This is a genomic window from Flavobacterium sp. LM4, from assembly GCF_002017935.1.
GTDB classification, from domain to species: domain Bacteria; phylum Bacteroidota; class Bacteroidia; order Flavobacteriales; family Flavobacteriaceae; genus Flavobacterium; species Flavobacterium chungangense.
This window is the reverse complement of the sequence record NZ_MUFW01000001.1, coordinates 835,567-851,190: the sequence shown is the minus strand read 5'-3', so window position 1 is coordinate 851,190 and position 15,624 is coordinate 835,567. Positions and strand designations below refer to the sequence as shown.

Sequence of the window (15,624 nt, the reverse complement as noted above, 5' to 3'; positions counted from 1 at the left end):
TTCTTTCTTTAAAAACTATAAGCAGCTCCAAAAACTATTCTTCCAGGCTCATCTGGTGATTGAAAATAGGAGATTCTGGCAGTTAAAACATTAATAGCATTTAACCATAGTCCTCCCCCATAATCCTGATGCCATTTTTTAGAGTTTTCTCCATCAAACCAAACTCTTCCGTAATCAAAACCACCTAAAATCCCATAGGTTAAAGGTGCAACTGTATGATGAATTTTACCAATATTCAGCCTCAAATCTGTACTTTGAGAAAAGTATGAATGTCCTAGAAAACGTTCATTTCTATAACCTCTTAAATCAGAATCCCCTCCTAAAGAAGCTCCGTGGTAAAAGTTAAAATTATTATTTAAAATGGCTTTACCCTTTAAAGATGTTGCCAAAACAAATTTTCCGTTATGATCAATTTTATGTGTGAAACCTAAAATACTTTCAAGTGTTGGAAAATTTTGCTCAGTATCGTTTAAGTTTGTCGTCCACATACCCGAAATCATAAAATACATTCCTAAGGTTGGCTTAGCCGCAAAATCAGCATTTTTAAAAACATATTTTACTTTTAAACCTCCGTAATTCTGATTGTCAAATACTTTCGGATTTATTATTCCTGCAACATCAATAAATCTGCCATCAGTTTCTTCAACCGTCATTCTTTGAAAAATCGGCTGCAGGCTAAATTCGCTTCCAAAGCGTCCCACATGCCTTATTGCGCTGGAAACATTAAATTTTCTAATGCGAACCCGATTATAATCCATTCCAAAGTCATCATCATCGTTTTCAGTTTCATTTCCGTATCCAAAAAAATTCATCGCAAAATTTGGCGTTGTATATTGAGCATCTACATCAATTACCCATTTCCCTAACAAACCGGGAAAATGTGCCGTATAATCAAATTCCAAGCCTCCGGTTGCGAAATAATAAAAACCATTAAAAATATGTTTTTGAGTATATGGATTTTGCTTGAAATTATTAACAGTATAATTTAAATTGACACCTACTTTCACTCCATCATCAGGATTAAACCCAATATTTGGAAGTCCGGCAATTACATTATACTTTGGCTTTTCATAATTATACAAATTGACATTATAATCATCTGTAAGCTGGGTTCTGGTTTTAGAATCTAAGTTATAAGTGTTCTCTTTTGATTTGAAATCATACACAATAACTTTTTTACCATTTTCGACATTATAAGTATCGTTGTTTTGACCACCAATCAAACGAATCTTAATTTTTGACTTTTGGTTTCCAATTACCTGAAAAACATCATTATCATCAAGACCGTAAATCCACAGATTTTTAGTTTTGGCATCAGTTGCCGTTTTAGTATAAACCAACTCATCCCCTTCTTTTTTCACTCTGTAAACCTGTATCTCTATAGACTTTTTAATATTATGATTGATTACAAATTTATCTTTTTTGTCGGTTCCTGCTATCATAACCGTACGGCTTAATACATCAGAATATTCAGAAGCATATTTCTGAAGATCCTTTTTTCTCCTTTTTAATTTATTCTTGATATCTTCAACTGTTCCATCCTGAACTTCTTTAGGCATGTTTTTAAAAGCATTATCAATATCAGCATCTGATAAATTTTCCTGAATAAATTTAGCCTGTTCAATCCAGTCTTTTTCTTCAGTCGTTCTCAGAAAAGCCAAATCCATTGGATAAGGTTCTCTTCCAAGCCATTTTACATTGATTTTATCTCCCTTGAAAGTACGCATATGCCTAAGCGCCGGAATATTCATTAAAAGAGAAAGCAAAGCCCCATCGTATTTTGCAAAAGCCTGATCACGATCACGCGGAATTGGTTTGTAAACAACTTTATCTCCCTTTTTATATTCGCCCCAGCGCCATTGATCGCTGTGTCTGTCCCAATCACCAATCAGTATATCAAACAACCGCGCTTTGATGTATTCTTTTTCATCGACAGTGTATTTTTCATCTTTGTGAAGATTTTTCATCATATCTTCTGTACTGATAATATTTGATGGATTTCCAAAATTTTTAGCATCCAGATGATTATCTGCAGGACGTTCTTCTACCATGTACAACTGATCTCCAAAGTTAGAATTAAACTCTTTTAAGCCTTCCTGCTTTGGAATATAATATAAAAATGGATTGGTATGTAAAAGCCCTATCTGATCAGACATAGTGGCAGTTACAAAAGGAGAATACGGATGAGAGGTGGTATAAAAATCAAGTAAAAAATTCTCTGCATATGTATTTTGGAAATCATTCACAACATACTGATCTTTAAAGGCTACAGATTGTAAAAAAGCTATTGCACTTTTTTTCATGCCGCGCATCACATATTCCCTCCCTTTTGAGTCTGACATTCTTAAAGAAACAGACTGATGACCTCCCCCTTCACGAATAGGTTTCAGACCTCCCATTAAAGTATCAATTGTAGCTATTTTTGCTTCTACTGGCATACTGTAATATTTTCTGTAATGCTTACCAAACAAGAATTTATGAAATAAACTTTTATCGGTCATTTCAGAAGAATATATTGAAGTTTTGATAGTTGGCGGAAAGTTATTTGAAACATTAGACGCCCAGTTAAACTCCTTGGCTTTTATGATTTCTTGTTCAAAAAGCATTTTTTCCTTATTATTTTCATTTCCAAAAAATGCCACTTTAGCATCACCACTTTTATATAAGGTCAAGGTTGCATAACCATTTCCACCATATGAAAAATCAGTTGAATTGATAGCCCTTGCAGCTTCAGATTTTGAACCGGCGCCGCTAATAATCTGCTTAATATTTTCTTTACTGATATACTGCAGATTATGATCATGACCGGAAACAACTATGACATTTTTTTGCTTTTGCAGCAGTGTTTTTATTCGTTTTGAATAAATAGTATATTGTTTATTTTGAAGATCCTGCGGGCTGGCACCAGATGTTTTTCTGAGTAAATTTATAATCGACCCAATTACCGGCAGTGGAATCTTTTTCTCTAAAGGGAACAACTGCTTTTCTAATGAAAACTGACCCCCATGCGTTCCGTTGCTCATCAAAGGATGATGAATGGCAAGCACCACTGTTTTTTCCTGATTTTTATTTAAAACATTTTCCAGTTCATCAAAAAAATCTTCTCTGGTTTTAATGTCGCAATTATCGTTAATTGTGGGGTGATTATCCCAGTCTTCTAAAAACCATTCACTATCAACAGTTACTAATGTTATAGTGCTGTCAATTTTCACATCTTCAATCGGACAGGATTTCCTAGGCAGAAACGCTTTTTTATCATTTAAATATTTGGTTACAAAATCAGCTTGGCGTTCCAGTCCTTTGATTCCGTTGTACCAATCGTGATTTCCCGGAATCACAATTGTTTTCCCCTTAAATCCTTTACTTAATTTTAATTGATTCGTTAGTTTTTTTTCTGCCACAGTAATATCAGCAGTATTGTTGTCTTTAGGAAAGCCTTTTGGATAGATGTTGTCTCCTAGAAACAATAAAGTTGCTTTTTTGTTAGACTTTTTAAGTTTTTGATGCAACAGTTCCAGTGTTTGCTGTGCCTGCTCTTCATCAGCATTGCCAGCATCTCCAACTAAATAAAAAGTATGGACAATTTTTATAGTATCCGTTACGTTTTGTGTTTCGTTAGCACTTACATTTTTTCCGTATTGGGCATTTTGCGTTGCACAACAATAAAAAAAAGGTATAGCGACTATTGCCAAAAGACAGTTTTTAATCTTAGCAATAAAATGATTATCCAAAAACAATTTCATAATTTAGTGGTATAAAAATATTCTCTATGAATCTAATAGAACAATCCGAAGATTTCATCAGTAATTTACTCAAAGATAAACTTTCTAATTTATATACTTACCACAATTTTAGCCATACACAAAGTGTGGTAAATGCAACAAAGGAACTGTGTGAAAAAGAAAAAGTAAATACCGATGAAAGGGAACTACTTTTGATTGCTGCATGGTTTCATGACACCGGCTATACAAAGGGTTATGAAAATCACGAAAACGAAAGTGTAAAGATCGCTTCCGAATTTCTAAAAGAAAGAAATCAATCAGAGGATTTTATAAAAAAAGTAGGCGAACTGATTTCGGCAACAGCCAAAGAATATGTCCCAAAAAATCATTTAGAAAAAATAATTAAAGATGCGGACTTCATACACATTATTAGTCCGGAATATACAAATACGTGTGAATTATTACGCCTGGAATTAAAAAATACAGGTATTGTCGATTTTTCTACTTTGGAATGGGCTACAGAAAATTTCAAGTTTTTAATGACTAAACACCATTTTTACACGGATTATGCCCAAAAAAAATGGCAGCCTTTAAAAGAAAAGAATCTCGTTCGTATTCAGAAAAAAATCAACAAGCAGCAAGCAAAAGAAACTGTTGTAATCGAAGATGAAAACAAAAAGAAAGATAAAGCGGAAAAACCGGATCGCGGCATAGACACTTTATTTCGGGTTACTTTAGGGAATCACACTCGTTTAAGTGGTATTGCAGACAGCAAAGCAAATATTTTATTATCTGTAAATGCTATTATCATTTCAATTGCACTTTCTTCTATTATTCCAAAATTAGATAGTCCAAAAAATGCTCATTTGGTAATCCCTACATTCATAATGCTGATCTCTAGTGTAATTACTATTATTTTTGCCATTTTATCAACAAGACCTAAAGTAACCTCAGGCTTTTTTACACGAGAGGATGTCCAGGCAAAAAAGGTAAATTTAATGTTTTTTGGAAATTTTTATAAAATGCCTTTACACGAATATGATTGGGCAATGAACGAAATGATGAAAGACCGTGATTATTTATACTCTACAATGATAAAAGATTTATATTATCTAGGTTTGGTTTTACAACGAAAATATAATTTGCTCCGAATTGCTTACAACATTTTCATGATTGGAATTATTGTTACAGTAATTGCTTTTGTTATCGCATTCAAATCAATTTAAAAATAGCGCTATAGATCTATCTGTATAAAAGCAATTAAAGCTCTATTTTCAGATAGATCTCTTTTATTATATAAATCATATGAACGCCTGCTCGGTCTTAACAAAAACTATTTGCTTCAATCCTCAAAAATCATATTACTTTTACGATAAATTTATTTAAGTTCATCTAATAAGTCCTGATAAGTGATTTTTTGAGAAATTGAATTTCCGGTATTATTTATGACTTTTACACGTATCGCCCTTAATCCTGAAACCCCCTGCAAATCTTCAACTTCAAATTGTTCGATAGCGGGTTCCAATATTTTTTTGTGCTGTAAATATTTAATATATTTTAAGTATTCTGCTTCTTCACTATTTTGCGAATAGACAATTGTAATTTTTTCTTTTTCTGTAATTCTGTCGGTTGAACCTTTTATGTTCGATTTATCGATTCTTTTTTTCACAACTTCATAACGTGCATTATAAGTTCCGTCAACATCAAAACGTTTTTCATCCATTCTAAAACGAATTGAAAGAGGAGCACTAAACACCAAAATCAGCGAGGTCACATCCAATTCGTACGGCAATGAAGCTTTGAGTTCATGATGTTCTAATTCCATTTCGCACAAAGTCTGCAATTGCCACAAACGAAGGTTATGCAAATACATCATATCAAAAGATTTAGAAGGCGTTATAGAAGCTCCTATATATAAATTATGCTCAACACCATCTGTTTTAAAACGTTCGTAATAATGCGGATAAATTTGTTGGGCTTCAATTTGCTTTTTATCTAAAACTGAGGCTAATTTTTTATTAATAATAGACATTGCATTATCAAATTTCTTTCTTTCATGATAAAACAAGCCAGATTTTTCGTCCAGACTCTCAAAATACAGTTGCTCTAACTTTTCGTTCCTGGCTGTACCCTTTGTGTTTTTAAGAATAGGATGAATTTCTTCTTCAATATAACGCTGTATATGCTGTTCAGTATCTGCTTTTAATGGGAAATCTAATTCTTGACGCAATGATTCAAGTTCAAATTTACGCTGCTCCAAAAGAACTAAATTAGCGTTTGGTTTCTGATTTTCGAAAATTTCCAAAAGAGTGGTAAGCTGATTTTTTAAATCTTTCTTTACCGTATCATTTCTATGTTCAGACGAACCTTTTATATCAATTTGACCATATAACGGAAACACATCTTTAAAAACAATTTCTTTGAAAATATAATCTTTTGAATGATTGATATTTTGGAAATAATTCTGAGATTCTTTTTTAAATTTCCAATAAACGCTCGGATGTATAGTAGTATATTCTCGCTGGATAATAGCTTCAACCTGATGTTGCATATCAGTATTGTAGCGATCAATAGTATCAGTTAAATACGGTAAAATCAACTCTAGCTTGGTTGCATTTATACTATTGAGTTCCCTTGGATTTTGAGAAACAATTTCAAGTACTCCCAATAAATGATCATCTTTAATAATTGGCGCAAAAATACAACTGTTTATATTTTGATTAAGTAAATGTTTTCCTAGTTTTTCATTTACTGCTTCATGAGAAAATTTCTCAACATTTGAAATTACAAATAACTCCTTTTTGTCTAAAAGATTTTCAAAAGAGCATCCAAATAAAGCATTTTTACAATGTACTTCATGATCATCCGAAAGCAAAAAACTATGCATTTTGGTATCAAATTTAGGAGGCCTGTTGAATTTTTCCTCTTCAGGACTGTAGACTATAAAACCGAATCTTAAACCTGGAATTTTAAATAATGATATGAAAATTGATTCAATAATTTCGGTTGGAGTAACGGTATCCTCTGGCTTTAAGAGATTACTCTTTAAATTCGAAACAGCATTTTCAGTAGTAGCATCAAATAAGGAAACAATTCCAAAACCTTTTAAGATCCAACTACCTAAAGGAAATTTAGATTTCCATAACGCAATATCATTATAATTATCAATTAGCAAATCGATATCATCCTGCAATAATTGTATTGAATTCTCGGTTGGAATGATTTCTAAAAAATCTGCATTGTATAAAATACGATAATGTCTTTCTACACCTTTATCATCAGGTATATCGTAGAAAAAAGGCTTGTTAAAATCTATATTTTGGTGATAGTAACTACTTAAAATCAGACAGCAGTTATTAATATAAAATTGGTGCTCATCAAAATCACGGATTTCCATATCAAATTCAGAACCCGCATTACTCAAAATTTTCCTGAATCGTTCTGTATAATTGAATGTTAAATTTTGAAATGGAATTGTAACTGCTTTTATTTCGTTATGCGTTAAAGCTGTCGGAAACAAATCAGCCAATAGATTTTTTATGAGACTTTCATTTTTTTGAATAAACTTATAGTCTTCTATACCGGTTCTAAATTCAGGCAAAGGTTCTGTTTCTTTCAGGATTGCTTTTGCATAATTCGACCTGTAATCAACATCTGACAAGGCTATTTCTTCGAAAGATTCAATTAATTTATGAAAAGATATTATAGTTCTGAAAGGACTTTCTTTAAACAAATGAGTATTCATCTGAAATGTAGTTTAGAATACAAAATTAATAATTAAGTTAATCTAATTATCTATTTAGCCTATTTATTTCTTGTTTATAAGTTTCAAGAAACTGCTTTGAGTTTTTATAAAACAAAAAAAGTCCTCAAGAAGAGGACTTTTTATATTGTAGGAAATTGTAATTAATTACAACTTAGCAACATGTTTTGTTAATTTAGATTTCAAATTAGAAGCTTTGTTATCATGAATGATATTCTTTTTAGCTAATTTATCAATCATAGAAATTACAGTTGATAATTTAGAAGCAGCATCAGATTTTTCAGTAGCTAATCTTAATGCTTTAATAGCATTACGAGTAGTTTTATGTTGGTATCTGTTAAGAACTCTTCTTTTTTCGTTACTTCTGATTCTTTTTAATGCTGACTTATGATTTGCCATTTTTTTTAATTTTAGATGTAATAATTTATTATAGATACTAGTTAAAAAAGAAAAACCTCCCACAATTGCAAAAACAATCACTTTGGTTTTAACTAATAAAATAAAAACAGAGACACCAGCTTTTATTTTATAAAACTTATTCACAACTAATTTTAGTAGTCCGTGGGGGAATCGAACCCCCCTTACCAGGATGAAAACCTGGCGTCCTAACCGATAGACGAACGGACCAATAACATCAAGCGTAAACTTAATTTGCAGAAAAAAAGTAGTCCGTGGGGGAATCGAACCCCCCTTACCAGGATGAAAACCTGGCGTCCTAACCGATAGACGAACGGACCGTGTGTTTCTCTAATGCGGATGCAAAAATACAACTATTTTTAAGATGTACAATACCTGATGCAAAAAAAATTAAAAAAAATTAATAAGCCTTCGCAAACAACACTCTTTTTGTAGATGGATTACCAGTAAACACACAGCTTCCCGGCTCTTCTACATGACTTAAAGGTATACAACGAATTGTTGCTTTTGTCAGGTCTTTTATTTTTTCTTCGGTAGCTGCTGTACCGTCCCAATGAGCCGAAACAAAACCACCTTTACCATCTAATATTTCTTTAAATTCCTCAAAACTATTTACTTCCGTAATATGTGTATTACGATAGTCTAATGCTTTATTAAACAAATCTTTCTGAATCTGTTCCAGCAGATTATTTACATAATTTACAATTCCTTCTCCGGAAACTGTTTCTTTTGTCAATGTATCTCGTCTTGCAACTTCAAAAGTTCCGTTTTCTAAATCTTTCGGACCAACAGCAATTCGCACCGGAACCCCCTTTAATTCCGACTCAGCAAACTTGAACCCTGGTTTTTGTGTTGTTCTGTCATCATATTTAACTGAAATCCTTAATTTTCTTAGTTTAGCCGTCAAATCATTAACAGCAGCTGTAATTTCGGCTAATTGTTCATCTGTTTTATAAATTGGCACTATTACAACTTGTATCGGTGCTAAGTTTGGAGGTAAAACCAATCCCTGGTCATCAGAATGTGTCATAACCAAAGCTCCCATTAAACGAGTCGAAACTCCCCATGAGGTACCCCAAACGTGTTCTTGCTTCCCTTCTGCATTAGCGAACTTTACATCAAATGCTTTTGCAAAATTTTGCCCTAAAAAGTGAGATGTTCCTGCCTGCAAGGCTTTTCCATCCTGCATTAAAGCTTCAATACAATACGTTTCATCCGCTCCTGCAAAACGTTCTGTTTCGGTTTTTATACCTTTTACAACAGGAATAGCCATAAAGTTTTCTACAAAATCTGCATAAACATTCATCATCTTTTCAGATTCTTCTACTGCTTCTGCCTTTGTAGCATGTGCAGTATGTCCTTCCTGCCATAAAAATTCAGCAGTTCTTAAAAATAAACGCGTACGCATTTCCCAACGTACCACATTTGCCCATTGGTTAATTAATAAAGGTAAATCTCTATACGATTGCACCCATCCTTTATATGTAGACCAGATGATTGCCTCACTTGTTGGACGAACAATAAGTTCTTCTTCTAATTTAGCATTCGGATCAACCATAAGTTTTCCAGGTTTATCCGGATCATTTTTTAATCTGTAATGCGTTACAATAGCACATTCTTTTGCAAATCCTTCTGCATTTTTTTCTTCGGCTTCAAACATGCTTTTTGGCACGAATAAAGGAAAGTATGCATTCTGATGTCCGGTTTCTTTAAACATTCTGTCTAACTCTGCCTGCATTTTTTCCCAAATAGCATATCCGTATGGTTTAATTACCATACATCCTCTAACTCCTGAATTTTCGGCTAAATCTGCTTTAACAACCAGTTCGTTATACCATTTCGAATAATCTTCTGATCTTGTAGTGAGGTTCTTACTCATATTGAATAGTTTGGCACAAATTTTGTTTTATTTTTTTAACTAAATAGTTCCGCAAAACTAACTATTTTTGTAATGTGCAACAATAAAAAACACCACAGATATGAAAACTTATATTTCTCTCCGACAAAACGCAACTCATTTCTATCTAATTGGATTATTGAGTTTTCTATTAACATCGTGTGGATCTTACCAAAACACTTCGTATAATGATAACGATGGAGTATATGGCAACACACGCACCTATTCTCAACCAAACACTACAGCTGCCAATAACCAATACAAAGATTATTTCAAATCACTGCAAGATGACAACCAGTCTACTGAAATTTTTACGGATGTAGATAGTTACGGAAATTATGCAGAAAGCGACAGCACACAAACCACTTCAGCGACAGCTTATCCTTCATGGGGAAGCAGCAATTCTGAAGTATCCGTTAACTTTTATTCTGACCCAATGTGGTCTATGGGTTTTGGTTATGGATTTGGATATCCTTACTATGGATGGGGATACGGCGGAGGTTACTGGGGATACTCTGGATACGGATGGGGATACCCTGGATATTGGGGACCTGGATGGGGATATTCCGGATATTGGGGACCTGGTTATGGATATTGGGGAGGCGGTTATGGATACAATAACTATTCCTACAATTATGGAAGAAGAGGATCTGCTGCTTACTATGGCGGAAGAAATTATGCTTCCAACAGAAATTACAACACAAACAGAAGTTATTCATCCAATAGAAACTATACTTCAAGCAGAAATTACAACACAAACAGAAGCTATTCTACAAATAGACAAAACACCTATTCTGATTACAGAAGAAATTCTTCAGTAAACGGAAGAACATATAATTCAAATTCAAGTCCAACTTTTACGAATCGAAGAAACACAGCAACACAAAGTTACAGTAACGATTACTCAAACAGAAGATCAAGCGGTACTACTACCACAAACAGAACTTACAACAACAGTAACAACAATAATTCATCCCGAAGTTACTCAACACCAAGTTCATCTTCCCGTTCATACAATAATAACAGTAGCGGCGGCGGAAGCATGAGATCGTCTGGCGGTAGCGGTGGCGGAGGTGGAAGGTCATACGGTGGCGGCGGAAGAAGATAACACTTTCCTTCTAAACTTATCCAGAATTATATATTAAAACTAAATCAATGAAAAAAACATTCTTGCTACTTATATCAGGACTAACTTTTAGCATGTCATACTCTCAGGAAGTTTCGGATGCCATACGTTATGCCCAGGACAACTTAACCGGAACTGCCAGATTTAGAGCAATGGGAGGAGCCTTTGGAGCAGTGGGCGGAGATTTTTCTTCTTTGTCTGTAAACCCAGCGGGATCTGCTATATTTAACAACAATCAGGTTGGGGTTACTTTTAGTAATCAAAACATCAAAAACAACTCTGATTATTTTGGTGAACAGACCAGCGACAAGGAAAATTCTTTTATTTTAAACCAAGCCGGAGCTATTTTTGTTTTTAATGACCGTAATCCAAATAGTAAGTGGAAAAAAATTGCAATTGGAGCCACGTATGAAAACACCAATAATTTCAACAATAATATTTTCTCAGCCGGAACCAATAAAAACAAAAACTCTATTGACAGCTATTTTTTAAATTATGCTAATGGAATATCTTTAGGAGATATTACTGGTCTTGACTACAGCGATTTGTTTTACGATAAGCAACAAGCATATTTTGGATTTTATGGAAAAGTGATACTCCCAGATAATCCAAACGATGCTAACAATACACAATACAACACCAACGTTCCTGACGGAGGAAATTATATACAAGAAAACGAAATTTACGCACGAGGATACAATAGCAAACTAAGCTTTAACATCGCAACATCATATCAGGACAGAATTTATCTGGGAGCCAATTTAAATGTTCATGTTACTGACTACAGAAGATCCAGCAGCTTTTTCGAAAGAAACACTAGCGCCCTTGAAGCTACTCAAACCATATCTAACGTGCGCTTTAATAATGATTTATATACTTATGGAAACGGGTTTTCTTTTCAATTAGGAGCAATTGCTAAAGTCACAAAATCATTAAGACTTGGTTTAGCTTACGAATCAAACACCTGGTATGAACTATACGACGAACTTTCACAAAGTTTATATTCGACAACAGAAAATAATGCAAATGAAGCCATTGACTACGAAGTAAATCCTAACATTATAAATGTTTACGATTCATATACTTTGCAAACTCCCGGAAAATTTACTTTCAGTGGTGCATATATCTTTGGAAAATCAGGATTAATTAGTATTGATTATTCTATTAAGGATTATGGAAACACTAAATTCAAACCCACTAACGATTCGGGATTCAGAGAATTAAACAGAGAGATAGACAACCAATTTACCACAAATGGTGAATTGCGTATTGGAGGTGAATTTAAAATCAAGAGATTAAGCTTACGCGGAGGATACCGTTTTGAAGGAAGTCCTTATAAAGACAGCAAAACAATTGGAGATTTAAACAGCTATTCTGGTGGTTTGGGCTATAACTTTGGCTCTACTAAATTGGACCTTGCTTATTCTTTTACTGAAAGAGAATCAAATCAGGGATTTTTTGCAACCGGATTAAATGACCCTGCAAAAATTAATTCTAAACTTAACAATGTTTCACTTACCCTATTATTTGAATTGTAATTAAAAATCAAAATAGAGGATTGAAGATTTCCGTCTGGTCTTTACCGGACGGATTTTTTTTAGCCCCGATAGAAGTGAAAATCCTTTTTTGCCGGTGTTCGGCATAAAAGATTGTAACGGATAGCGGGAAATGGCTCCTGAAAAAACACCTTAAAACAAACCTAAACAGTCTGTGTTTGAATAAAAAAGTGTAATTTTGCACTCCAATTTATAAAAGTATGAGAACCAAGTCTTTAAAAAAGAACAAAATTAACGTAATCACTCTTGGGTGTTCGAAAAATGTATATGATAGTGAAGTGTTAATGGGACAGCTTCGTGCCAATGGTAAAGAAGTACAACATGAGGCACCAGCCGCTGAGGAAGGAAACATTATCGTAATCAACACTTGCGGTTTTATTGACAATGCGAAAGCAGAATCGGTAAACATGATTTTGGAATATGCTGATAAAAAAGACAAAGGGTTGGTCGACAAGGTTTTTGTAACAGGATGTTTATCCGAACGCTACAGACCGGATTTAGAAAAAGAAATTCCGAACGTAGACCAATATTTTGGAACTACAGAACTGCCTCAGCTTTTAAAAGCATTGGGAGCAGATTATAAACATGAATTATTAGGAGAGCGTTTAACGACTACTCCCAAAAATTACGCTTACTTAAAAATTGCCGAAGGCTGTGACAGACCGTGCAGTTTCTGTGCGATTCCGTTAATGCGGGGCTCACATGTTTCTCAGCCAATTGAAAAATTAGTTAAGGAAGCTCAAGGTTTAGCCAAAAACGGCGTAAAAGAACTAATTTTGATCGCTCAGGATTTAACTTATTACGGCCTTGATCTTTATAAAAAAAGAAATCTTGCTGAACTTTTAGAAGCATTGGCAGCGGTCGAAGGAATTGAATGGATTCGTTTACATTATGCCTATCCTACCGGCTTCCCTATGGATGTTTTGGAATTAATGAAACGCGAACCTAAAATCTGTAATTATATTGATATTCCGTTACAGCATATTTCGGATAATATTTTAAAATCGATGCGTCGTGGTACAACTCAGGCCAAAACGACTCAGTTATTGAAAGATTTTCGTGCTGCGGTTCCCGGAATGGCCATCCGAACTACTTTGATTGTTGGTTACCCAGGCGAAACCCAGGAAGATTTTGAAATTTTGAAGGATTTTGTTCAGGAAATGAAATTTGACAGAATGGGCTGTTTTGCTTATTCTCATGAAGAAAACACTCATGCTTATTTATTGGAAGACGATGTTCCTGCTGATATAAAACAAGCCAGAGCCAATGAAATCATGGAATTACAATCGCAAATTTCATGGGATTTGAATCAGGAAAAAGTAGGACAGATTTACAAATGTATTATTGACAGAAAAGAAGGTGCTCATTTTGTTGGAAGAACCGAATTTGACAGTCCGGATGTTGACAATGAAGTTTTAATAGATGCCTCTAAACATTATGTAAAAACAGGGGAATTTGTTAATATCAAGATAATAGAAGCAACAGAATTTGATTTATACGGGGAACCTGCTTAAATTTACGGTAATTGATTATTCATTATCAACTTAGAGATACTTTTATGAAATCTATACACTCTTTTTTTATTTTAGCTTTTGCTTTATTAAGTTTTACATCTGTATTGGCACAGTATGGAAATGGATACAATAACGGTTATGGAAACGGATACGGCAGAGGCAGCGGAATGGGGATGGACAGAAGCATGATGCAAGGTCCACAAAGCAGCCCAAGCAAACCTAAAGAAGTACCGGTTGAAGAAACAGCTGCTAAAATTGTTGAACAAATGAAACCCGAGGTAAATCTTGATGAATTGCAAGTTATTGCCATTACCAATGTTTTAGCAGACAGCATGAGAGAACAAGGTGTTCTCTTAAAAAACGAAAGCAGTAGTCAGGATCAGAAAATTGAGCAAATAAATGCATTAAGAGAAGTTACGACTAAAAAAATAACTGCTTTTTTAAATCCTGCACAGATAGAAAAATACACCACTTTTATGGCTAATTTTAAAGAAATAAAAAAGACTAAGTCAAAAAAGAAGAAAGAAAAAAAAGAAGTTAAGGAAGATACTGAAGAAATAAAACCTGCAGAATAACTATTTCTACTTAATCTTAAATTGTAAAACATGTTAAAAAAACATTTTTATTATCTCATTTCAGCAATTATAATTACTTCTTGCGGAACAAAAAACCCATACAGAAAAACAGAAAAAGTTTATGATCAGCAGCTTAAAGCTTTAGAAAATCAAATTACAAGCAAAGAAGTTGCACCAATACCAGTTACCACGGTTATCATTGATACTACTTACGCAACGCAATTAGGTATTATAAAAGATACGTTATCAAAAACAGGATCTACACCCTTATTAAATGGTATCAACACAGAATGGATAGGAACTGTCAATTTCAATCTGAGAAAACCCAGTTTCATTATTATTCATCATACAGCTCAAGATTCTCTACAGCAAACCATTAGTACTTTTACAAAAACCAAAACACAGGTCAGCTCCCACTATATAATTTCTGAAAACGGAAAAGTTGTTCAGATGTTAAATGATTATTTAAGAGCATGGCATGCAGGTGCTTCAACATGGGGCAAAAATACAGATTTAAATTCAAGCTCTATCGGTATCGAGCTTGACAATAATGGCTTCAAACCCTTTACTGAAGCTCAAATTGGAAGTTTAATTGCTCTTTTGACAAAATTGAAAAAAGATTACAACATTCCAACACAAAACATACTAGGGCATGCTGATATTGCTCCAGGCAGAAAACAAGATCCAAGCGCTTTATTTCCATGGAAGACATTAGCTGAAAAAGGATTTGGAATATGGCCTGATGAAATTTTAGAAGAAGCTCCTTTTGATTTTAAAATTGAACCTGCATTGCGAATTATTGGTTATAATACCAAAAATCTATCAGCAGCAATAATGGCTTTTAAATTACATTATATTCAAACTGACACCAGCTCTGTTTTAGACCGTAAAACAATAGATACTATTTATTCGATTTATAAAAAACAGGTTCAATAACTTTAAATTTCATATTTAAAAATGCGTTTCTAAATTGAATTAGAAACGCATTTTTTTATAAGAAACCAACAAACATCTCTCCTCTCGCCATCCTCAAATAATCAACCCAAAAAAAACA

General features: G+C 33.7%; 10 protein-coding genes and 2 tRNA genes. 6 read left to right on the top strand and 6 right to left on the bottom strand.

Annotation, left to right across the window (positions count from 1 at the left end; genetic code table 11):
* Positions 1-8 precede the first annotated feature (8 nt).
* Entirely contained in the window at positions 9-3,743 is a 3,735-nt protein-coding gene (locus BXU10_RS03885; RefSeq protein WP_078226181.1) for a metallophosphoesterase, read from the bottom strand.
* A 26-nt stretch (positions 3,744-3,769) separates the two neighbouring features.
* Here BXU10_RS03885 and BXU10_RS03880 point away from each other — a divergent pair, with 26 nt between their 5' ends.
* A complete protein-coding gene (locus BXU10_RS03880) occupies positions 3,770-4,948 on the top strand; it encodes a Pycsar system effector family protein (RefSeq protein ID WP_078226180.1) in 1,179 nt (392 codons plus the stop codon).
* A gap of 152 nt (positions 4,949-5,100) precedes the next feature.
* Here BXU10_RS03880 and BXU10_RS03875 read toward each other — a convergent pair whose 3' ends face one another.
* From BXU10_RS03875 to proS, 5 genes are all read right to left on the bottom strand, one after another.
* A complete protein-coding gene (locus tag BXU10_RS03875; protein ID WP_078226179.1) occupies positions 5,101-7,467 on the bottom strand; it encodes a GAF domain-containing protein in 2,367 nt (788 codons plus the stop codon).
* Between the two features lie 165 nt (positions 7,468-7,632).
* Complete coding sequence (rpsT, locus tag BXU10_RS03870) at positions 7,633-7,884, bottom strand: 30S ribosomal protein S20 (protein WP_007803459.1); 252 nt, start codon at positions 7,882-7,884, stop codon at positions 7,633-7,635.
* A 156-nt stretch (positions 7,885-8,040) separates the two neighbouring features.
* A tRNA-Glu gene (locus BXU10_RS03865) sits at positions 8,041-8,112 on the bottom strand.
* A gap of 38 nt (positions 8,113-8,150) precedes the next feature.
* Positions 8,151-8,222 (bottom strand) — tRNA-Glu (locus BXU10_RS03860).
* Between the two features lie 80 nt (positions 8,223-8,302).
* Positions 8,303-9,781 (bottom strand): proline--tRNA ligase, encoded by a 1,479-nt coding sequence (gene proS, locus BXU10_RS03855; protein ID WP_078226178.1) that lies wholly within the window; start codon positions 9,779-9,781, stop codon positions 8,303-8,305.
* A gap of 100 nt (positions 9,782-9,881) precedes the next feature.
* Between proS and BXU10_RS03850 the strand changes: the two genes are divergently transcribed.
* The 5 genes from BXU10_RS03850 to BXU10_RS03830 all read left to right on the top strand — a co-directional run bounded on the left by BXU10_RS03850 (position 9,882) and on the right by BXU10_RS03830 (position 15,506).
* Positions 9,882-10,907, top strand: a complete 1,026-nt coding sequence (locus tag BXU10_RS03850; protein ID WP_078226177.1) for a hypothetical protein — start codon at positions 9,882-9,884, stop codon at positions 10,905-10,907.
* 47 nt (positions 10,908-10,954) lie between these two features.
* The gene (locus BXU10_RS03845) at positions 10,955-12,463 is read left to right on the top strand and encodes an OmpP1/FadL family transporter (protein ID WP_078226176.1); all 1,509 of its coding nucleotides are present in this window, start codon (positions 10,955-10,957) and stop codon (positions 12,461-12,463) included.
* A gap of 218 nt (positions 12,464-12,681) precedes the next feature.
* Positions 12,682-13,995, top strand: coding sequence for a 30S ribosomal protein S12 methylthiotransferase RimO (gene rimO, locus BXU10_RS03840; protein ID WP_078226175.1), 1,314 nt, complete (start codon positions 12,682-12,684; stop codon positions 13,993-13,995).
* A 44-nt stretch (positions 13,996-14,039) separates the two neighbouring features.
* Positions 14,040-14,570 carry a hypothetical protein gene (locus BXU10_RS03835; RefSeq protein ID WP_078226174.1) on the top strand — a complete coding sequence of 177 codons (531 nt, stop codon included), beginning with the start codon at positions 14,040-14,042 and terminating at the stop codon, positions 14,568-14,570.
* A 30-nt stretch (positions 14,571-14,600) separates the two neighbouring features.
* Complete coding sequence (locus tag BXU10_RS03830; RefSeq protein WP_078226173.1) at positions 14,601-15,506, top strand: N-acetylmuramoyl-L-alanine amidase; 906 nt, start codon at positions 14,601-14,603, stop codon at positions 15,504-15,506.
* Positions 15,507-15,624: the final 118 nt, after the last annotated feature.